The sequence below is a fragment of the Mycobacterium sp. SMC-11 genome (assembly GCF_046250095.1).
In the GTDB taxonomy this organism is placed as follows: domain Bacteria; phylum Actinomycetota; class Actinomycetes; order Mycobacteriales; family Mycobacteriaceae; genus Mycobacterium; species Mycobacterium heraklionense_A.
The window spans coordinates 3284543-3304022 of record NZ_CP176430.1; the positions used below are offsets into that span (position 1 = coordinate 3284543).

The window sequence follows — 19480 nt, forward strand, 5'->3', positions numbered from 1 at the left end:
CCATGGATTTCACACTGCCCGAACATCTTCCCGGTGTGCTTGCCGAGATGGACGACTTCATCGAGCGCGAGATCGCGCCGCTGCAGGCCGAGCACATGCAGTATTTCGACCACCGGCGCGAGTTCGCCCGCACCGATGTGGAGCGTGGCGGCGTTCCGCGGCGCGAGTGGGAAGAGCTGCTCGATGAGATGCGCCGCCGCGCGGATGCGGCCGGCTGGCTGCGGTACGGGCTACCGGCCTCCCTGGGCGGCCGAGATGGAACCAACGTCGACATGGCGGTGATCCGGGAACACCTGGCCCACAAGGGCCTCGGCCTGCACAACGACCTGCAGGACGAGTCGTCTATCGTCGGGAATTTCCCGCAGGTGATCATGATGGAGCGGTTCGGCACAGACGAGCAGCGCCGCGAGTTCTCCCAAGCCATGATCACCGGCGAGCGGTCGATGGCCTTCGGCTTGACCGAACCCGAGCACGGTTCGGATGCGACGTGGCTGGAAACCCGCGCCGAACTCGACGGTGACACCTGGGTGATCAACGGCGGCAAGCGGTTCAACACCGGCGTGCATCGGGCCACCCACGACCTGGTGTTTGCCCGCACCTCCGGCGAGGCAGGCTCGGCGCGCGGCATCACCGCTTTCCTGGTGCCCACCGACACCCCGGGGTTCACCATCCCGTTCTACTGGTGGACCTTCAACATGCCCACCGACCACGGCGAGGTCGAACTTCGCAATGTGCGGGTGCCCGCCGAAGCGGTGCTCGGCGAGGTCGACGGCGGGTTGGACGTGGCCCAGACCTTCCTGCACGAAAACCGGATCCGCCAGGCCGCCTCCAGCCTGGGCGCCGCGCAGTACTGCATCGACCGCGCCGCCGAATACGCTCGGCAACGCATCGTGTTCGGCAAGCCGCTGTCGGTCAACCAGGCGGTGCAGTGGCCGCTGGCCGAATTGCAAACCGAGGCCCAGATGGTGCGACTGCTGGTGAACTACGCGGCCTGGCACCTGGACCGCGACCACCACCTGGAGGTCTCCGACAAGGTGTCGATGGCGAACTACCGCGCCAACCGGCTAGTGTGCGAAGCCGCCGACCGCGCCATCCAGATCCACGGCGGAATCGGCTACACCCGCCACGAGCAGTTCGAGCACATCTACCGGCACCACCGCCGATACCGGATCACCGAGGGCGCCGAGGAAATCCAGATCCGCCGGGTCGCGCAGCGGCTGTTCGGGTTCGACCGCCGGCGATGAGGGCCGACCAGCTCGCCGACCGGCTGGCCGATGTGCTGACGCCGGTGTTGGGACCCGTCGCAGTCGAGGGCCTGCGCGCCCTGACCGGCGGCGCCAGCCGGATCACCTGGGCCTTCGATGCCGTCGCCGCTAACCAGGAGCGCCGGTCACTGATTCTGCGCACCGGGCCGCTCGAGGAGCTCTACGCCTCCATGGAACTCGAAGCGCAGGCGCAGCGCGCCGCAGGCCAGGCCGGCGCACCGGTCCCGAATGTGCTGGTCGCCGATAATTCCCCTGCGGCACTGGGGAATCCGTACCTGATCTGCGACCTGATCGAGGGCGAGACAGTGGTTCGCCGCATCGAACGCCGGCTTGATGACGCCGGCCGCGACCAACTGCTGCGCCAGTGCGCGCAGGCACTCAGCGCCATCCACCGGGCCGACCCGAGTGGCGTCGCGCTGAGCACCGAAGACCAGCTCTCCGCGTGCCGCGCCCAGCTCGATGCCATGCCCGATACCACCGCCGCCTTCGAATGGGCGTTTCGGCGGCTGGCCGCCGATCGTCCACCGCCGGTGCCGACGCAGCTCGTCCACGGCGATTTCCGGATGGGCAACCTGATGGTCTCCACCGGGGGTGACCTGGCCGCAGTGCTGGACTGGGAGCTGGTGCACCTCGGCGACGGCCTCGAGGACTTGGCCTGGTTCTGCCTGCGAGCCTGGCGGTTCGGAGCGCCGCTGGAGCGCGCTGCCGGTGGACTCGGCGATATCGACGCCCTTCTGGCCGCCTATGAGCAAGCCGGCGGGCACCACGTCGATCCGGACCGGTTCAACTGGTGGCTACTGCTGGGCACGCTGCGATGGGGCATCATCTGCCGCTACCAGGCACAGCGTCACCTCAGCGGTCAAACCCGCTCAGTGGAACTGGCGACCATCGGCCGGCGGGTCTCCGAATCCGAATGGGACGTGCTGCGCCTGCTCGATGGAGTCCGGCCATGAGCGCCGGGCGCCGTCCCACCGCGGCCGAACTCGTCGGCGCGGTCACCGAGTTCCTGGACACTGCGCTGGTCAATCGCGACAGAGATGCCGCCACCGACAGCCAGGTCAGGTTTCACGCGCGGGTGGCGGCCAACGCACTGCGTATCGTCGAACGGGAGCTACGCGACACCAGCAGTGGTGTCGTGGCCGAGGCCCTGGCCGGGCTGGGCTTCGCGAACGAGGCAGAGCTGGCCGCCGCCATCCGGGCCGGTGACCTCGACGACCGGCCCGAGGCGCTGACCGCGTGCCTGTACACCCTGGTGGAGCATCGGCTGGCGATCGACCATCCGGGATACGCCCAGTAGCTCCTAGAGTTACTGCGCGACAATCACTTCGACGGTGCTGCTCCAAACCCGATGTATCGACAGGACCTGCGCAGTAGCATCTGGACCGTGTCCGACACCAATGCCGCGCTGCGAATCCTTGTCTACAGTGACGACGCCGCGACCCGTGCACGGGTTACGACCGCGTTGGGCAAGCAGCTGCACCCGGACCTACCGGAGCTGAGTTATGTCGAGGTCGCAACCGAGCCGGTGGTGATCCGGCAGATGGATGCCGGTGGAGTCGACCTGGCCATCCTGGATGGCGAGGCCGCCCCGGCCGGCGGGATGGGCATCTGCAAACAGCTCAAAGACGAGATCACGCCGTGTCCGCCGATCGTGGTGCTCACCGGCCGCGCCGACGACGTCTGGCTGGCCAAATGGTCACATGCCGACGCCGCGGTGGCCCACCCGATTGACCCGATGGAATTGAGCCGGGCGGTGCTGGGGCTACTCCGCACGCCGACACCGGGCTAATCCGGCGGCACCACCTTCACCTCTCCTGCGTCGAGCCTCGCTGAACCGCTCGGTCCATGCGCCGGTCCCAGCTTCACCTCTCCTGCGTCGAGCCTCGCTGAACCGCTCGGCTCATGCGCCGGTCCCAGCTTCACCTCTTCTGCGTCGAGCCTCGCTGAACCGGCGGGTTAGGGCAGCCTCAGGGGCGAATTCCCCTGTCGCCGTTACCGCTACAGGTGATGCCCGTCACAGTTGTCGGCAATTTCGGATTCTTCCCAACCGCCTCGTGGCAGCGGACTAGGCTGTGCCTGAAGTCACATCGGCGCCCGGAAGGGAACTACGTCACTGAGCATGAACCTCTACCTGCCGATCCTGGTCCTCGCCGCGCTCGCCGCCGGATTCGCCGTATTTTCCGTGGTCGCCACCGCCCTGGTGGGCCCCTCGCGCTACAACCGGTCGAAACTAGAAGCCTACGAGTGCGGTATCGAACCCACAGACCAGCCGGTCAGCGGACCGCATGCCCCGTCCGGGCAGCGATTCCCGGTGAAGTACTACCTGACCGCGATGCTGTTCATCGTCTTCGACATCGAGATCGTTTTTCTCTACCCCTGGGCAGTTGCCTTCGACGGGCTGGGAATGTTCGCCCTCATCGAAATGGTGCTGTTCGCCGTCATCGTGTTCGTCGCCTACGCCTACGTCTGGCGGCGCGGCGGTCTGAATTGGGATTGAGTGGGAGTAGGCGGGCTTAGACATGGGATTAGAAGAGCAACTGCCGAGCGGACTCCTGCTGTCCACCGTGGAAGACCTGGCCGGGTATTTCCGCACCGGGTCGCTGTGGCCGGCAACCTTCGGCCTGGCCTGTTGCGCGATCGAGATGATGTCGACGATGGCGCCCGACTACGATCTGTCCCGGTTCGGGATGGAGGTTTTCCGGGCCTCACCGCGCCAGGCGGACCTGATGATCGTGGCGGGCCGGGTCAGTCAGAAGATGGCACCGGTGCTGCGCCAGATCTACGACCAGATGGTGGAGCCCAAATGGGTGCTGTCGATGGGCGTGTGCGCGTCGTCGGGCGGAATGTTCAACAACTACGCGATCGTGCAAGGCGTGGACCATGTCGTCCCGGTCGATATCTACCTGCCCGGATGTCCGCCCCGGCCGGAGATGCTGATGTACGCAATCCTCAAGCTGCACGAGAAGATTCGCTCGATGCCCTTGGGCGCCAACCGGGAACAGGTGATCACCGCGACCGAGGAGGCCGCCTTGTCGGCCCCGTCTACCTGGCAGATGAGGGGGTTGCTGCGGTGAGCGAGGCAAACGGCGAGGACCGAAACGGACCCGAAGACGTAATCAAGGTCCGCCACGGCCTGTTCGGCGCGACCGGCACCGGCGACACGTCCGGATACGGGCGCCTCGTGACCGAGGCCGCACTCCCCGGCGAGACCCCACGGCCCTACGGCGGGTACTTCGACGATCTTGTCGACACCCTCACCGCTGCGCTGCAGCGCAACGGAATCGAATTCGCCGACGCCATCGAGAAGGTCGTGGTGTACCGCGACGAACTGACCCTCTACGTCCCTCGCGCGCAGCTGCCGGCGGTGGCCCAGCTATTGCGGGACGAGCCGGCGCTACGCTTCGAACTGAGCCTCGGCGTCTCCGGTGTGCACTACCCCGGCGACGCCGACCGCGAGTTGCACGCGGTGTATCCGCTGCGGTCGATCACCCACAACCGCCGTGTCCGCCTGGAAGTCGCTGCCCCCGACGCGGATCCGCACATTCCATCGCTCTTTGCGATCTACCCGACCACCGACTGGCATGAGCGGGAGACCTACGACTTCTTCGGGATCATCTTCGACGGCCACCCCTCGCTGACCCGAATCGAGATGCCCGACGACTGGCACGGTCACCCGCAGCGCAAGGACTACCCATTGGGCGGCATCCCGGTCGAGTACAAGGGCGCACAGATACCGCCGCCGGACCAGCGGAGGGCCTACAAGTAATGAGCACCGACACACCGCACACCGTCCTCAACGTCGGTGGGCAGGAATGGGATCAGGTAGTCGAGGCCGCCAAGGCCGCTGACCCCGGCGAACGCATCGTCGTCAACATGGGGCCGCAGCACCCGTCGACGCACGGCGTGCTGCGGCTGATCCTGGAACTCGAGGGCGAGACAGTGACCGAAGCCCGTTGCGGCATCGGCTATCTGCATACCGGCATCGAGAAGAACCTGGAAAGCCGCTACTGGACCCAGGGCGTCACGTTCGTGACCCGGATGGACTACCTGTCGCCGTTCTACAACGAGACCGCCTACTGCCTCGGTGTAGAGAAGCTCCTGGGTATTACCGACGACATCCCCGAGCGTGCCAGCGTCATCCGGGTTTTGATGATGGAGCTCAACCGGGTGTCCTCACACCTGGTCGCACTCGCGACCGGTGGCATGGAGCTCGGCGCGCTGTCGGTGATGCTGTTCGGTTTCCGCGAACGCGAGTTGGTTCTCGATATCTTCGAGGCGATCACCGGTCTGCGGATGAACCACCAGTATGTCCGGCCCGGCGGGGTATCGGTGGACCTGCCCGGTGACGCGATCCCTATGATTCGCGACTTCCTCAAGCTGATGCCCAAGCGGCTCAAGGACATCGAGGACCTGCTGACCGAGAATTACATCTGGAAGGCCCGCACCAAAGGCGTGGGCTACCTCGACCTGACCGGGTGCATGGCGCTGGGCATCACCGGCCCGGTGCTGCGCTCGACAGGACTGCCCTATGACGTGCGACGTGCGGAACCCTACTGTGGCTACCAGGACTACGAGTTCGAAGTGATCACCGATGACGGCTGTGATGCCTACGGCCGCTACCTGATCCGCATCGCAGAGATCAAGGAGTCCCTGAAAATCGTCGAGCAGTGTGTAGAAAAGTTGGCCAAGCTGCACGGAGAGCCGGTGATGGTCTCCGACCGCAAGATCGCCTGGCCGGCCGACCTGACCATCGGCCCGGACGGGCAGGGTAACTCTCGCGAGCACATCGGCTGGATCATGGGCCACTCGATGGAAGGCCTGATCCACCACTTCAAGCGAGTCACCGAGGATCTGTGGGTGCCGCCGGGACAGGTATTCGTCTCGGTCGAGTCGCCCCGCGGCGAACTGGGGGTGCACATGGTCAGCGACGGCGGTACCCGCCCCTACCGGGTGCACTACCGGGATCCGTCGTTCACCAACCTGCAGGCGGTGGCCGCCATGAGCGAGGGCGGGCTGATCGCCGACGTGATCGCCGCGGTCGCCAGCATCGACCCGGTCATGGGCGGGGTGGACCGATGAGCGCGCCGGGCGGCGAGATCGACAAGGTCGGCGTCAACAAGACCGGGCGTGGCCGGTTGATGCCGCCGACCGCCGGGACCGACGGCAACCGAGTCTTTCTGCAGCTGGGCCGACAGCCCGAAGAACCCAATCAGTTCAACCACCCCGGCGCGCCGACCAGCTACTCCCCCGACGTGCGAGCCCAACTGGAGGCCGACGCCAAGGAGATCATCGGTCGCTACCCCCAGCCCCGCTCGGCGATCCTGCCGCTGCTGCATCTGGTGCAGTCGCAAGACACCTACGTCACCCCGGCCGGCCTGTCGTTCGTCGCGGAGCTGCTCGGGCTGACCAGCGCCGATGTCGCCGGGGTCGCGTCGTTCTATTCGATGTACCGACGTGATCCCACCGGCAAGTACCTGGTCGGCGTCTGCACCAACACACTGTGCGCGGTGATGGGCGGCGACGCCATCTACTCCGAACTCAAGGAACACCTGGGCGTCAGCAACGATCAGACCACTGCGGACGGGTCGGTCACCCTGCAGCACATCGAGTGCAATGCCGCCTGCGACTACGCGCCGGTGATGATGGTCAACTGGGAGTTCTTCGACAACCAAACCCCGGAATCGGCACGCGAACTGGTCGACAAGTTGCGCGACGACGCCGAGGTGCGGCCCACCCGCGGGATGCCGCTGTGCAGCTTCGCGGCCACCGAACGGATTCTCGCCGGCTTCCCCGACGAACGCGCCGACGACGGCCAAGGCGGTGCCGGCGCGGCGACGCTGGCCGGCCTGCAGGTGGCCCGCGAGCGCGGAATGACGGCACCGGAGCCCGGCAGCAACGCCGATAGGGGTGCGAAATGACCCTTACCAAAGGAACACCGCCCGAGGGCACACCGCTGACCCCGGTGCTCAGCAGCTACTGGGACGAACCCGAGTCCTGGACGCTGGAAACCTACCTCCGCCACGACGGCTACGTCGGCATGAAGCGCGCCCTGGCGATGACGCCCGACGAGGTCATCGAACTGGTCAAGGACTCCGGGTTGCGCGGCCGAGGCGGCGCCGGATTCTCCACCGGCACCAAGTGGTCCTTTGTCCCCCAAGGCGATGAAGGTGCAGCGGCAAAGCCCCACTATCTGCTGGTCAATGCCGACGAGTCCGAGCCCGGCACCTGCAAGGACATGCCGCTGCTGTTGGCGACACCGCATGTCCTGATCGAGGGCATGATCGTGTGCTGCTACGCGATCCGCGCCCGCCACGCCTTCATCTACATCCGCGGCGAGGTGCTGCCGGTGGTGCGCCGGCTGCAGGCCGCGGTCGCCGAGGCCTATGCGGCGGGGCTGCTGGGCACCGACATCGGCGGCAGCGGCTTCGACCTGGACATCACCGTGCACGCCGGAGCAGGCGCCTACATCTGCGGCGAGGAGACCGCGCTGATCGAGTCGCTGGAGGGCTATCGTGGCCAGCCGCGGCTGCGCCCACCGTTCCCCGCGGTGGCCGGGTTGTACGCCTCGCCGACGGTGGTCAACAACGTCGAATCGATCGCCAGTGTGCCGTCGATCCTGCGCAACGGGCCGGAGTGGTTCCGGTCGATGGGCACCGAGAAGTCGCGCGGTTTCACCCTGTATTCACTGTCCGGGCACGTCAACCGGCCCGGCCAGTACGAGGCGCCGCTGGGCATCACACTGCGCGAACTACTCGGCTACGCCGGCGGGATACGTGACGGCCACCGGTTGAAGTTCTGGACGCCGGGCGGATCGTCGACCCCGATCCTGACCGAGGAGCACCTCGACATCCCGCTGGATTACGAGGGCATGGCATCGGTGGGATCGATGCTGGGCACCAAGGCATTACAGATCTTCGACGAGACCACCTGCGTGGTGCGCGCCGCCGGACGCTGGTCGGAGTTCTACAAGCACGAGTCCTGCGGGAAATGCACACCGTGTCGTGAGGGCACCTACTGGCTGGTGCCCATCTACGAACGGCTGGAATCCGGCCGCGGCACCCCCGAAGACCTCGACACCCTGCTGGACATCGCCGACGTCCTGTTCGGAAAGTCGTTCTGTGCCTTGGGTGACGGCGCGGCCATGCCGGTGAAGTCGTCGATCCAGTACTTCCGTGACGAATACATCGCCCACCTCGAGGGGGGCTGCCCGTTCGACCCGAAAGCGAGCATGTTCGTGCCAGGTGGAGCAGCAGGCGGTGTGGCGTGACGCAAACTTCTCAGCCGGACGGCCAGGAGTCGGTGACCCTCACCATCGACGACCAACAGGTCACGGTCCCCAAGGGCACCTTGATCATTCGGGCCGCCGAGCAGTTGGGCATCGAGGTCCCGCGATTCTGTGACCACCCGCTGCTGGACCCGGTGGCCTGGTGCCGGCAGTGCATGGTCGAGGTGGAGGGCCAACGCAAGCCGCAGCCGTCGTGCGCGGTGGCCGCCACCGACGGCATGGTGGTGCGCACCCAGCACACCTCCGCCGAGGCCGACCGGGCCCAGCACCTGGTGATGGAATTGCTGCTGATCAACCACCCGCTGGACTGCCCGACCTGCGACAAGGGCGGTGAGTGCCCGCTGCAGAACCAGGCGATGTCCCACGGCCGCACCGAGACTCGCTTCGAAGAAACCAAGCGCCACTACCCCAAGCCGATCAACATCTCCTCGCAAGTGCTGCTGGACCGCGACCGCTGCATCCTGTGTGCACGCTGCACCCGGTTCGCCAACGAGATCGCCGGCGACAAGCTCATCGAGATGATGGATCGCGGCGCCCTGCAGCAGGTCGGCATCTACACCGACACGCCGTTCGACTCCTACTTCTCGGGCAACACGGTGCAGATCTGCCCGGTGGGCGCACTCACCGGTGCCTCCTACCGGTTCCGGGCCCGCCCCTTCGACCTGGTGTCCACGCCCACCGTCTGCGAGCACTGCGCCGGCGGCTGCGCCGAACGCACCGACCACCGTCGCGGCAAGGTGATGCGACGGATGGCCGGCGAAGACCCGGACGTCAACGAGGAATGGAACTGCGACAAGGGCCGCTGGGCGTTCACCTACGCCACCCAAAGCGACCGGATCACCACACCGCTGGTCCGCGACGACAGCGGGAACCTGGTCCCCACCTCCTGGCCGCACGCTGTGGCGGTCGCGGCGCGCGGCCTGGCCGCCGCGCGCGGCAGCACCGGCGTGCTGGTCGGCGGCCGGGTATCGGCCGAGGACGCCTACGGCTACGCCAAGTTCGCCCGGGTGGCGCTGCACAGCGATGACATCGACTTCCGGGCGCGCGCCCAGTCCGCCGAGGAGGCCGCGTTCCTGGCCGCTCGGGTGGCAGGCCACGGGATCGAGGTCAGCTACGCCGACCTGCAGGCCGCGCCGGCGGTGCTGCTGGCCGGTCTGGAGCCCGAGGAAGAGGCACCGATGGTCTTCCTGCGGCTGCGCAAGGCGGCCCGCAAGAACGCCACCAAGGTGTTCAGCGTGGCACCGTTCGCCGATCGCGGACTGGCCAAGATGTTCGGCACCCTGCTGGCAACCGTTCCCGGCGGCGAGGCGGCTGCGCTGGACAGCCTGCACGCCGGCGACGTCGGACAATCGCTGCGCCGCCCGGGCGCGGTGGTGCTCGTCGGCGAGCGGCTGGCGGCCTCACCGGGAGCACTGTCGGCGGCGGCCCGGCTGGCCGACGCCACCGGCGCGAAGCTGGCCTGGGTGCCACGCCGCGCCGGGGAACGCGGCGCACTGGACGCCGGTGCGCTGGCCGGCCTGCTCCCCGGCGGACGTCCGCTGGGTGATCCGGCGGCGCGGGCCGAGGTCGCGCAGGCCTGGGGTCTCGACGGCCCCGACGACCTGCCGTCGCAGGCCGGGCGTGACACCGACGCCATCCTGGCGGCGGCGGCCGACGGAAGGTTAGGAGCACTGGTGGTCGCCGGCGTGGAGCCGACCGACTTGGCCGATCCGGCAGCGGCACTGGCCGCCCTGGACACGGTCGAATTTCTGGTCAGCCTCGAGTTGCGACACAGCGATGTCACCGAACGCGCCGACGTGGTGCTGCCGGTCGCTGCCGCCGCTGAGAAATCCGGCACCTATGTCAACTGGGAGGGCCGCCACCGGCGGTTCGGTGTCGCGCTGGGTGACACCGGCGCCCTGCCCGACCGGCGGGTGCTCGATGTGATCGCCGAGGAGATGGGCGTCGCGCTGGGGCTGGCCACGCTGGAAGCAGCGCGCGACGAGCTGGCGGGGCTGGGTGCCTGGTCCGGCGAGCGAGTCGCCGACCCCGACGTCGCCGCGGGCTCACCATCGCAGCCCAGCTCCGGCGCAGCCGTGCTGGCCGGCTGGCGCATGCTGCTGGACGAGGGCCGCATGCAGGACGGTGAACCGAACCTGGCCGGCACCGCCCGCACACCGGTGGCGCGCCTGTCGCCATCGACCGCCGCCGATATCGGCGTGGCGGAAGGCGAACCGGTCTCGGTCAGCACCGAGCACGGCACTATCACCTTGCCGCTGGTCATCACCGAGATGCCGGACAGCGTGGTGTGGCTGCCGATGAATTCGCACGGCTCGGCAGTGCACCGGGATCTGGGGGTCACCCCGGGCGCAACGGTACAGATTGGACGCAGACCATGACCGATCCCTGGTGGTTGATGCTGGCCAAAGCGCTGGGCGTCTTCGTGTTCCTGATTCTGACGGTGGTCCTGGCGATCGTCATCGAACGAAAAGTCGTGGGCCGCATGCAGATGCGCCCTGGACCCAACCGGGTCGGCCCCAAGGGTTGGCTGCAGAGCCTGGCCGATGCGATCAAATTGGCGCTCAAGGAGGACATCACCCCCTTCAACGTCGACCGGGCAATTTATGCGTTGGCACCGATCATCTCGACGGTGCCGGCGATCACCGCGTTCGCAGTGATCCCGCTCGGGCCGGAAGTCAGCATTTTCGGTCACCGGACCGCTTTGCAGCTGGCGGACCTGCCGATCGCGGTGTTGTTCGTTCTGGCGATGTCCTCGATCGGGGTGTACGGGATCGTCCTGGCCGGCTGGTCGTCCGGATCCGCATATCCCCTGATCGGCGGAATCCGCTCCACAGCCCAGGTGATCTCCTACGAAGTCGCAATGGGCCTGGCGTTCGCATCAGTGTTCCTCTACGCGGGGACGATGGCGACGTCGGGCATCGTGGCAGCCCAGGATCGGGTATGGTTCGCGTTCCTGCTGATGCCCTCGTTCATGGTGTATCTGACCGCGATGGTCGGTGAGACCAACCGGGCCCCGTTCGACCTGCCCGAGGCGGAAGGCGAGCTGGTCGGCGGCTTCCACACCGAATACTCGTCGCTGAAGTTCGCGCTGTTCTTCCTCGCCGAATACATCAACATGACAACGGTTTCAGCCGTCGCCGTCACCTTGTTCCTCGGCGGCTGGCACGCTCCGTTCCCGTTCAACATGTGGCCGGCCGCCAACACCGGCTGGTGGCCGCTGCTGTGGTTCACCGCCAAACTGTGGGGCTTCATCTTCGTCTACATCTGGCTGCGGGGCACCCTGCCCCGGCTGCGTTACGACCAGTTCATGGCGCTGGGCTGGAAGATCCTGATCCCGGTGGCGCTGGCCTGGGTGATGCTCGCCGCGGTGCTGCGCAGCCTGCGCAACGACGGCTACGAGCACTGGCAGCTGGTATTGGCCGGCATGAGCACGCTGGCCACCGTGGTGCTGCTCCTGGCGCTGCATCGAAAATTCAGCGCGTTGAACAGCCGCCTCGACCGATCCGCGCCGGCGACTCCCCCACAACAGCTCATCGCATCCGAAGGTTCATTCCCGACACCACCGCTGCCGCAACGCAGTTCATCGCGGATCAAGGAGGACGTCAATGGCTAGTCTGCGAGACGCCCTGGCCGGGTTCGGCGTCACCTGGAAGACGATGTTCAAACGGCCGATCAACGACGGCTACCCCGAACGCAAGAAGCCGACGGCACCGCGCTACCACGGCCGCCACCAACTCAACCGTCATCCGGACGGGCTGGAGAAGTGCATCGGATGCGAGTTGTGTGCGTGGGCCTGCCCGGCCGACGCGATCTACGTGGAGGCCGCCGACAACACCGACGAGGAGCGCTTCTCCCCCGGTGAGCGCTACGGGCGGGTCTATCAGATCAACTACCTGCGGTGCATCGGGTGCGGACTGTGCATCGAGGCCTGCCCCACTCGCGCGCTGACCATGACCAACGAGTATGAAATGGCCGCCGACAACCGCGCCGAACTGATCTGGGAACGCGACCAGCTGCTGGCGCCGCTGGAACCCGGCATGGTCGCGCCGCCACACGCGATGCCACCCGGTGCCACCGAAAAGGACTACTACTTGGGCCGAGTCAGCCCGGCCGGACTCGATGCCGAGCCAGACCTGTTCGTGATGCTCGACCGAGTCAAGCAGGGCAAAGCCTGATGGGCACCACGCTGCTCGCTGCCGACATCGTCGTCCGCACCTCGACCGGGGAAGCGGTGGCGTTCTGGGTCCTGGGCGCCATCGCCGTCATCGGCGCCATCGGCGTCGTCACCGCCGCCAAGGCGGTGTACTCGGCACTGTTCCTGGCGATGACGATGCTGATCCTGGCGGTGTTCTACTTCGTCCAGGACGCCATGTTCCTCGGCGTAGTGCAGATCGTCGTCTACACCGGCGCGGTGATGATGCTGTTCCTGTTCGTGATGATGCTGATCGGTGTCGACTCCGCAGAGTCCCTGGTGGAGACCCTGCGTGGCCAGCGGATCGCCGCCACGTTCGCCGGGATCGGTTTCGGGATGCTGTTGATAGCCGGAATCGGTAGCGCCACAATGCACCTGCGCAGCATCGGCACGCCCGCGGCGACCGGCATCGGCTCGGCGGACCTGAGCCAGCACAATGTCGAAGGTCTGGCGGCGCTGATCTTCACCCGGTACCTGTGGGCGTTCGAGCTCACCAGCGCGCTGCTGATCACCGCGGTGCTCGCCGCCATGGTGCTGACGCACCGCGAGCGGCTGCAGCCGCGAATGACGCAGCGGGAGCTGTCCATCCAGCGCTTTCAGTCCGGCCGGCGGGCCACCCCGCTGCCCACCCCCGGCGTCTACGCCCGCCACAACGCCGTCGACATCGCCGCGCGCCTACCCGACGGCACCTACTCCGAGCTGTCGGTGTCGGACACCCTGACGCACCGCTGGGTCGGCGCCACCGGCAACGCCGCGCATGCGAACACCGAGGAGTCGGACCAGTGAATCCGGAGAACTACCTGTACCTGTCGGCGATGCTGTTCACCATCGGCGCCACCGGAGTGCTGTTGCGGCGCAACGCACTGGTGATGTTCATGTGCGTCGAGCTGATGCTCAACGCCGCCAACCTGGCGTTCGTCACCTTCGCTCGACTGCACTCGCAGCTCGACGGCCAGATGGTGGCGTTCTTCACCATGGTGGTCGCCGCCTGCGAGGTGGTGATCGGCCTGGCCATCATCATGACGATCTTCCGGGCCCGGCGATCCGCCTCGGTCGACGACGCGAACCTACTGCGCGGCTAGGAGTTGGGGAGCTCTATGACGAATCTGAGCCAGCTGAGCTGGCTGCTGGTGGCCCTACCGACGGCCGGTGCGCTGATCCTGTTACTCGGCGGGCGCCGCACCGATAGGTGGGGACACCTCCTGGCCTGCGCCACGGTGCTCGGCTCGTTCGGGATCGGCTTGGCCCTGCTGACCGAAATGCTCGGCCGCGACGGCGAGGACCGAGCGATCCACACGCACCTGTTCAGCTGGGTGCCAGTCGGTGCCCTGCACGTCGATTTCGGGATTCTGATCGATCAGCTGTCAATCTGCTTCGTGCTGCTGATCAGCGGCGTCGGCGCGCTGATCCACATCTACTCGACCGGCTACATGAAGCACGACCCCGACCGGCGGCGCTTTTTCGCCTACCTGAACCTGTTCGTCGCGGCGATGCTGCTGCTGGTCGTCGCCGACAACTACCTGGGTCTCTACGTGGGCTGGGAAGGCGTCGGCCTGGCGTCCTACCTGCTGATCGGATTCTGGTACGCCAAGCCGGTGGCGGCCGCGGCCGGTAAGAAGGCGTTCGTGTCCAACCGGGTCGGCGACATCGGGCTGTCGCTGGCCATGTTCGTGATGTTCGCCGGGTTCGGCACGCTGTCCTACGACGGCCTGTTCGGCGCGGTCGGCGACGCCGGCCCCAGCGGGTTGACCACCGCGATCGGCCTGCTGCTGCTCGTGGGTGCCTGTGCCAAATCCGCGCAGGTTCCGTTGCAGGCCTGGTTGTTCGACGCCATGGAAGGCCCCACCCCGGTGTCGGCACTGATCCACGCCGCCACCATGGTGACCGCCGGCGTCTATCTGATCGTGCGGTCCGGTCCGGTGTTCGACCTGTCCCCCGACGCCCGCCTGGCAGTGGTCGTAGTCGGTGCCATCACGCTGCTGTTCGGGGCGATCATCGGCTGCGCCAACGACGACATCAAGCGGGCACTGGCCGCCTCCACAGTCAGCCAGATCGGCTACATGGTGCTGGCCGCAGGCCTGGGCCCGGCCGGCTACGCGGTGGCGATAATGCACCTGCTCACCCACGGCTTCTTCAAGGCCGGGCTGTTCCTGGGCTCCGGGTCGGTGATGCACGGGATGAACGACGAACAGGACATGCGCCGCTACGGCGCCCTGCGCAGCTTCATGCCGGTGACGTTCGCGACGTTCGGGCTGTGTTATCTCGCGATCATCGGGGTGCCGCCGTTCGCCGGCTACTGGTCCAAGGACGCCATCATCGAGGCCGCGCTGGCCTCCGGCGGCACGCGCGGCTGGGTGCTAGGGGCGGTCACCATCCTCGGCGCCGGCATCACCGCCTTCTACATGACCCGGGTGATGCTGATGACGTTCGGCGGCGAGCGCCGCTGGGCCGCCGACGAGAGCGAGGTGAGCACCGAACGCGCGCTGCAACACCCGCACGAATCCCCCCGGGTGATGACCTGGCCGATGATCGTGCTGGCTCTAGGCGCCGTGTTCGCCGGCGCCGCGCTGGCTATCGGCGGGCGCCTGGAGCACTGGCTGGAACCGGTCGTCACCCGAGTAGCGCCGGTTGCCGAGCACGCGCACGCCATCCCGGCCTGGCTCACCGGGGCGATCACCCTGGGAGTGGTCCTGCTCGGTGTTGCGGTGGCCTTCAACATGTATGGCCGCAAGCCGATACCGATCACCGCGCCCACCGACGTGTCGGCACTGACGGTGGCGGCCCGCAAGTATCTCTACGGCGATGCCTTCAACGAGGAGGTGCTCATGCGTCCGGGTAACCGACTGGCACAAGGCCTGGTCGCCGTCGACGACCGGGTGGTGGACGGCTCGGTCAACATGACGGCCGGGCTGGTGGCGATCGCGTCATACCTGGTGCGGCGCCTGCAGACCGGATTCGTGCGTTCCTACGCGCTGACGATGCTGGCCGGCACGGTCCTGGTCATCGCCCTTGTGATGGCGGTGCAGCTGTGAACGCGACCGGAGGCCTGCCCTGGCTGAGCCTGCTGTGGCTGGTACCGCTGGTCGGTGCCGGGTTAGTCATCGTGCTGCCCGCCCGCGCGGCAGGACTGGCGAAGTGGACCGGCCTGCTGGTGAGCCTTGCGACGCTGGCGATCGCGATCGTGGTGACCGTCGGCTTCGACACCACCCCAGTGGCCGCCCCCTACCAGTTCGTCGAATCGCACTCCTGGATACCGGCTTTCGGGGCGAGCTACACCCTCGGGGTGGACGGTATCGCGGTGATCCTGGCGTTGTTGACCGCCGGGCTGGTGCCACTGCTGATGCTGGCCGGTTGGAATGACGGTCAGAGAGCCGAGCAGAAAAGCCGCGGTCCGCACGCGTTCGCGGCGCTGACGCTGACCGTCGAGGCGATGGTACTGATCTCGCTGGTCTCGCTGGACGTGCTGCTGTTCTACGTGTTCTTCGAAGCGATGCTCATCCCGATGTACTTCATGATCGGCGGATTCGGGAACGGCGCCAAGCGTTCCCAAGCGGCCCTGAAGTTCCTGCTGTACAACCTGTTCGGCGGTCTGATCATGCTGGCCGCGGTGATCGGGGTGTACGTGGTGAGCTCCGGCGAGGGCGCCTCCGGCGGCACCTTCGACTTCCGTGAATTGGTCTCGATCTTCTCCCCGGCGACCACCACGGTGGATCCGGGCGTACTCAAGCTGTTGTTCGCCGGCTTCATGTTCGCCTTCGCGGTCAAGGCCCCGCTGTGGCCGCTGCACCGGTGGCTGCCCGACGCGGCGGTCGAGTCCACCCCGGCGACCGCGGTGCTGATGATGGCGGTGATGGACAAGGTGGGGACCTTCGGGATGTTGCGGTACTGCCTGCAGCTATTCCCCGACGCATCAACCTATTTCCGTCCGGCCATCATCGTGCTGGCGGTCATCGGTGTGGTCTACGGCGCCATGGTGGCAATCGGCCAGCGCGACATGATGCGATTGATCGCCTACACCTCGATCTCGCACTTCGGGTTCATCATTCTGGGCATCTTCGTGATGACCACCCAAGGGCAGAGCGGCTCGACGCTGTACATGCTCAACCACGGGCTGTCGACGGCGGCGCTGTTCCTGATCGCCGGGTTCCTAGTGGCCCGGCGCGACGGCGCCCGGGCGATTTCGGACTACGGCGGCGTGCAGAAGGTGGCGCCGGTGATGGCCGGCACCTTCATGGTCGCCGCGATGGCCACCCTGTCGCTGCCCGGTCTGGCGCCGTTCATCAGTGAATTCCTGGTCTTGGTCGGCACGTTCAACCGATATTGGGTGGCGGCGGCGGTCGGCTCCACGGCGCTGGTGTTGTCGTCGATCTACATGTTGTGGCTCTACCAGCGGGTGATGACCGGCCCGGTCACGGCGGGCAATGAACGCATCCGCGATCTGGTGCCGCGGGAGTTGCTCGTCGTCACACCGTTGATCGCGCTGCTGCTGTTTCTCGGCTTCTACCCCAAACCCGCGCTGGACATCATCAATCCAGGCGTCGAGCACACCTTGACCACGATCGGCCAGACCGATCCGGCACCACTGACCGCTGAGGGGGCGCACTGACCATGGCGGGCATGCCAATCCCATCCGTCGAATACAGCCTCATCCTGCCCCTGCTGATCGTTTTCGGCACTGCGGTGACCGGTGTGCTCTTCGAGGCGTTCGTCGCGCGCCGGGCGCGCTACGTGATGCAGGTCCTGCTCGCTGTCGGCGGTTTGGCCGCGGCATTCGCCGCCATCGTCGCGGTGGGCCGTGGCCTGCCGACCGGTGGCCGCATCGCGGTGCTGGGCGCATTGGCCGTCGACGGCCCAGCACTGGTGTTGCAGGGCACCATCGTGCTGGTCGGGATCATGGCCGTGCTGTTCATCTCCGAGCGCAACATCGGTGCGGGCATTCCCGAGGGCCCGGGCGCGGCGACAGCGCCCGAGGCCCCCGCACGTGCAGGCTTGGACGCGTTCACTCCGCAGGCGTCGGCCGTGCCGGACAGCGTCGCCGAACTCGACGCGGCGCGCGCCGGGGTGACCCAGACCGAAGTGTTCCCGCTGACCGTGCTGGCGGTCGGCGGCATGATGGTGTTCCCCGCCGCCAACGACCTGGTCACCATGTTCGTGGCGCTGGAAGTGCTCTCACTTCCCCTGTACCTGCTGTGCGGACTGGCCCGCTACCGTCGTCTGCTCTCGCAGGAAGCGGCGCTGAAGTACTTTCTGCTGGGCGCCTTCTCCTCGGCGCTGTTCCTGTTCGGCGCCGCATTGCTCTACGGCGCCACCGGGACGCTGACGCTGCCGGACATCGGTGAGCAGTTGTTCGCCCACCGCAGCGATCCGCTGGCGCTGATCGGCGCCGGGCTGCTGTTGGTGGGCTTGTTCTTCAAAGTCGGTGCGGTGCCGTTCCATTCATGGGTTCCCGACGTCTATGTCGGGGCGCCGACGCCGATCACCGGTTTCATGGCGGCAGCCACCAAGGTCGCCGCGTTCGGCGCGATGCTGCGAATCCTCTACGTCGCATTGCCTGCCCTGCATGACCACTGGCGTCCACTACTGTGGCTGATCGCGGTGCTGACCATGGTGGTCGCCACCATCGCGGCGATCACCCAGACCGAGGTCAAGCGGATGCTGGCCTACTCCTCGATCGCCCATGCGGGCTTTGTGCTGACCGGTGTGCTGTCGGCGATCCCCGCCGGTATCTCCGCGACGCTGTTCTATCTGGTCGCCTACAGCTTCTCCACGGTGGGCGCCTTCGCGGTGGTAAACCTGATCCGCAGCTCCAGCGGCGAAGAGGAACTCGACATGTCCCGGTGGGCCGGCTTGGGCCGGCGTTACCCCGTTGTGGGCCTGCTGTTTTCGATGTTCCTGCTGGCGTTCGCCGGTATCCCGCTGACCAGTGGATTCATCAGCAAGTTCGCGGTGTTCAAGGCCGCTGCCGAGGGCGGCGCGGCACCACTGGTGGTGGTCGGCGTGATCGCCAGCGGAGTCGCTGCCTACTTCTACGTCCGGGTGATCGTGTTGATGTTCTTCACCGACTCCCCCGCCGACCCACCGCACCTGGTGCTGCCCAGCGTGTGGAGCAAGGCAGCCATCGCACTGTGCGCCGCGATCACCGTGCTGTTAGGGGTGCTGCCGCAGCCGCTGCTCGACCTGGTTAACGCCGCAACCCAATTCGCGCAGTAATCGCAGCATGCCCGTCGCGCGGCGGGTACACATGGAGAGATGCACGACGAGTCATTTCAGCAGCTGGTCACCATGCTGGACTACACGATGTTCGTGGTGACCACGGCGACCGATCAGCGCGCCTCCGGGTGTCTGGTCGGGTTCGCCACCCAGACCAGCATCGAACCGCCAAGATTTCTGGTGGGAATGTCCAAGCGCAACCACACCTTCGAGGTGGCTGCCGAGTCCGAGCACTTGGCCGTTCACGTCCTGGCGCGCCGTGATATCGAGCTGGCCCGGCTGTTCGGCAGTCAGACCGGCGACGTCATCGACAAGTTCGAGCACTGCGCCTGGCACAGCGGTCCCGCGGGAATGCCGATCCTCGACGATGCGCCGGCCTGGTTCGTCGGCAAGACACTGCGCCGGATCGACCTCGGTGACCATATGGGCTACCTGTTGGAACCCGTGGCCGGATATGCCGCCCAGAGCGACGATGACCTGCTGTCGCTTTCCGACGTCGACGATCTCGAACCGGGCCACAAGGCCTGA

General features: G+C 66.8%; 19 protein-coding genes. All 19 read left to right on the forward strand.

Translation table 11 applies throughout. The annotated features are described in order from the left end of the window. The first annotated feature begins 2 nt into the window (after positions 1-2). A complete protein-coding gene (locus ACKY0X_RS15565) occupies positions 3-1244 on the forward strand; it encodes an acyl-CoA dehydrogenase family protein (protein ID WP_409426768.1) in 1242 nt (413 codons plus the stop codon). Beyond that, positions 1241-2218 (forward strand): phosphotransferase family protein, encoded by a 978-nt coding sequence (locus ACKY0X_RS15570; RefSeq protein WP_409426769.1) that lies wholly within the window; start codon positions 1241-1243, stop codon positions 2216-2218. The genes ACKY0X_RS15565 and ACKY0X_RS15570 overlap by 4 nt, the downstream gene beginning before the upstream one ends. After that, positions 2215-2562 carry a DUF6285 domain-containing protein gene (locus ACKY0X_RS15575; RefSeq protein WP_409426770.1) on the forward strand — a complete coding sequence of 116 codons (348 nt, stop codon included), beginning with the start codon at positions 2215-2217 and terminating at the stop codon, positions 2560-2562. Before ACKY0X_RS15570 ends, ACKY0X_RS15575 begins: the two co-directional genes overlap by 4 nt. A gap of 51 nt (positions 2563-2613) precedes the next feature. Continuing rightward, positions 2614-3054: a hypothetical protein gene (locus tag ACKY0X_RS15580; protein ID WP_409426771.1), complete on the forward strand. Its 441-nt coding sequence runs from the start codon at positions 2614-2616 to the stop codon at positions 3052-3054. A 330-nt stretch (positions 3055-3384) separates the two neighbouring features. Further along, positions 3385-3762: an NADH-quinone oxidoreductase subunit A gene (locus tag ACKY0X_RS15585; RefSeq protein ID WP_024442467.1), complete on the forward strand. Its 378-nt coding sequence runs from the start codon at positions 3385-3387 to the stop codon at positions 3760-3762. Between the two features lie 22 nt (positions 3763-3784). Further along, on the forward strand, positions 3785-4339 hold the full coding sequence (locus tag ACKY0X_RS15590) for a NuoB/complex I 20 kDa subunit family protein (protein ID WP_024442466.1): 555 nt from the start codon (positions 3785-3787) through the stop codon (positions 4337-4339). Further along, positions 4336-5031: an NADH-quinone oxidoreductase subunit C gene (locus tag ACKY0X_RS15595; protein ID WP_409426772.1), complete on the forward strand. Its 696-nt coding sequence runs from the start codon at positions 4336-4338 to the stop codon at positions 5029-5031. Before ACKY0X_RS15590 ends, ACKY0X_RS15595 begins: the two co-directional genes overlap by 4 nt. Beyond that, positions 5031-6344: an NADH dehydrogenase (quinone) subunit D gene (gene nuoD / locus ACKY0X_RS15600; RefSeq protein WP_409426773.1), complete on the forward strand. Its 1314-nt coding sequence runs from the start codon at positions 5031-5033 to the stop codon at positions 6342-6344. The genes ACKY0X_RS15595 and nuoD overlap by 1 nt, the downstream gene beginning before the upstream one ends. A 59-nt stretch (positions 6345-6403) precedes the next feature. Continuing rightward, positions 6404-7183, forward strand: coding sequence for an NADH-quinone oxidoreductase subunit NuoE (gene nuoE, locus ACKY0X_RS15605; protein ID WP_409429653.1), 780 nt, complete (start codon positions 6404-6406; stop codon positions 7181-7183). Then, positions 7180-8532: an NADH-quinone oxidoreductase subunit NuoF gene (gene nuoF, locus ACKY0X_RS15610; RefSeq protein ID WP_409426774.1), complete on the forward strand. Its 1353-nt coding sequence runs from the start codon at positions 7180-7182 to the stop codon at positions 8530-8532. The genes nuoE and nuoF overlap by 4 nt, the downstream gene beginning before the upstream one ends. Next, positions 8529-10928, forward strand: a complete 2400-nt coding sequence (locus ACKY0X_RS15615; protein ID WP_409426775.1) for an NADH-quinone oxidoreductase subunit G — start codon at positions 8529-8531, stop codon at positions 10926-10928. The genes nuoF and ACKY0X_RS15615 overlap by 4 nt, the downstream gene beginning before the upstream one ends. Continuing rightward, the gene (gene nuoH / locus ACKY0X_RS15620; protein WP_409426776.1) at positions 10925-12163 is read left to right on the forward strand and encodes an NADH-quinone oxidoreductase subunit NuoH; all 1239 of its coding nucleotides are present in this window, start codon (positions 10925-10927) and stop codon (positions 12161-12163) included. Before ACKY0X_RS15615 ends, nuoH begins: the two co-directional genes overlap by 4 nt. Further along, a complete protein-coding gene (gene nuoI, locus ACKY0X_RS15625) occupies positions 12156-12725 on the forward strand; it encodes an NADH-quinone oxidoreductase subunit NuoI (protein ID WP_065040628.1) in 570 nt (189 codons plus the stop codon). The genes nuoH and nuoI overlap by 8 nt, the downstream gene beginning before the upstream one ends. Beyond that, positions 12725-13528 (forward strand): NADH-quinone oxidoreductase subunit J, encoded by an 804-nt coding sequence (locus tag ACKY0X_RS15630; protein WP_409426777.1) that lies wholly within the window; start codon positions 12725-12727, stop codon positions 13526-13528. Before nuoI ends, ACKY0X_RS15630 begins: the two co-directional genes overlap by 1 nt. Then, positions 13525-13824 carry an NADH-quinone oxidoreductase subunit NuoK gene (gene nuoK, locus ACKY0X_RS15635; protein WP_024442457.1) on the forward strand — a complete coding sequence of 100 codons (300 nt, stop codon included), beginning with the start codon at positions 13525-13527 and terminating at the stop codon, positions 13822-13824. Before ACKY0X_RS15630 ends, nuoK begins: the two co-directional genes overlap by 4 nt. Positions 13825-13839: 15 nt before the next feature. Next, positions 13840-15774 carry an NADH-quinone oxidoreductase subunit L gene (gene nuoL / locus ACKY0X_RS15640; RefSeq protein WP_409426778.1) on the forward strand — a complete coding sequence of 645 codons (1935 nt, stop codon included), beginning with the start codon at positions 13840-13842 and terminating at the stop codon, positions 15772-15774. Next, complete coding sequence (locus ACKY0X_RS15645) at positions 15771-17348, forward strand: NADH-quinone oxidoreductase subunit M (protein ID WP_409426779.1); 1578 nt, start codon at positions 15771-15773, stop codon at positions 17346-17348. Before nuoL ends, ACKY0X_RS15645 begins: the two co-directional genes overlap by 4 nt. 2 nt (positions 17349-17350) lie before the next feature. After that, positions 17351-18952, forward strand: coding sequence for an NADH-quinone oxidoreductase subunit NuoN (gene nuoN, locus ACKY0X_RS15650; RefSeq protein ID WP_409426780.1), 1602 nt, complete (start codon positions 17351-17353; stop codon positions 18950-18952). A gap of 39 nt (positions 18953-18991) precedes the next feature. Next, positions 18992-19480, forward strand: coding sequence for a flavin reductase family protein (locus tag ACKY0X_RS15655; RefSeq protein ID WP_409426781.1), 489 nt, complete (start codon positions 18992-18994; stop codon positions 19478-19480).

Excerpts from the sequence above, each read along its gene's own strand:
- nuoL (WP_409426778.1), top strand. The coding sequence starts at position 13,840 with ATGACGAATCTGAGCCAGCTGAGCTGGCTGCTGGTGGCCCTACCGACG.
- ACKY0X_RS15580 (WP_409426771.1), top strand. The coding sequence starts at position 2,614 with ATGTATCGACAGGACCTGCGCAGTAGCATCTGGACCGTGTCCGACACC.
- nuoE (WP_409429653.1), top strand. The coding sequence starts at position 6,404 with ATGCCGCCGACCGCCGGGACCGACGGCAACCGAGTCTTTCTGCAGCTG.
- nuoH (WP_409426776.1), top strand. The coding sequence starts at position 10,925 with ATGACCGATCCCTGGTGGTTGATGCTGGCCAAAGCGCTGGGCGTCTTC.
- ACKY0X_RS15565 (WP_409426768.1), top strand. The coding sequence starts at position 3 with ATGGATTTCACACTGCCCGAACATCTTCCCGGTGTGCTTGCCGAGATG.
- ACKY0X_RS15590 (WP_024442466.1), top strand. The coding sequence starts at position 3,785 with ATGGGATTAGAAGAGCAACTGCCGAGCGGACTCCTGCTGTCCACCGTG.
- ACKY0X_RS15585 (WP_024442467.1), top strand. The coding sequence starts at position 3,385 with ATGAACCTCTACCTGCCGATCCTGGTCCTCGCCGCGCTCGCCGCCGGA.
- nuoI (WP_065040628.1), top strand. The coding sequence starts at position 12,156 with ATGGCTAGTCTGCGAGACGCCCTGGCCGGGTTCGGCGTCACCTGGAAG.
- ACKY0X_RS15575 (WP_409426770.1), top strand. The coding sequence starts at position 2,215 with ATGAGCGCCGGGCGCCGTCCCACCGCGGCCGAACTCGTCGGCGCGGTC.
- nuoF (WP_409426774.1), top strand. The coding sequence starts at position 7,180 with ATGACCCTTACCAAAGGAACACCGCCCGAGGGCACACCGCTGACCCCG.
- ACKY0X_RS15570 (WP_409426769.1), top strand. The coding sequence starts at position 1,241 with ATGAGGGCCGACCAGCTCGCCGACCGGCTGGCCGATGTGCTGACGCCG.
- ACKY0X_RS15655 (WP_409426781.1), top strand. The coding sequence starts at position 18,992 with ATGCACGACGAGTCATTTCAGCAGCTGGTCACCATGCTGGACTACACG.
- nuoN (WP_409426780.1), top strand. The coding sequence starts at position 17,351 with ATGGCGGGCATGCCAATCCCATCCGTCGAATACAGCCTCATCCTGCCC.
- nuoD (WP_409426773.1), top strand. The coding sequence starts at position 5,031 with ATGAGCACCGACACACCGCACACCGTCCTCAACGTCGGTGGGCAGGAA.
- ACKY0X_RS15630 (WP_409426777.1), top strand. The coding sequence starts at position 12,725 with ATGGGCACCACGCTGCTCGCTGCCGACATCGTCGTCCGCACCTCGACC.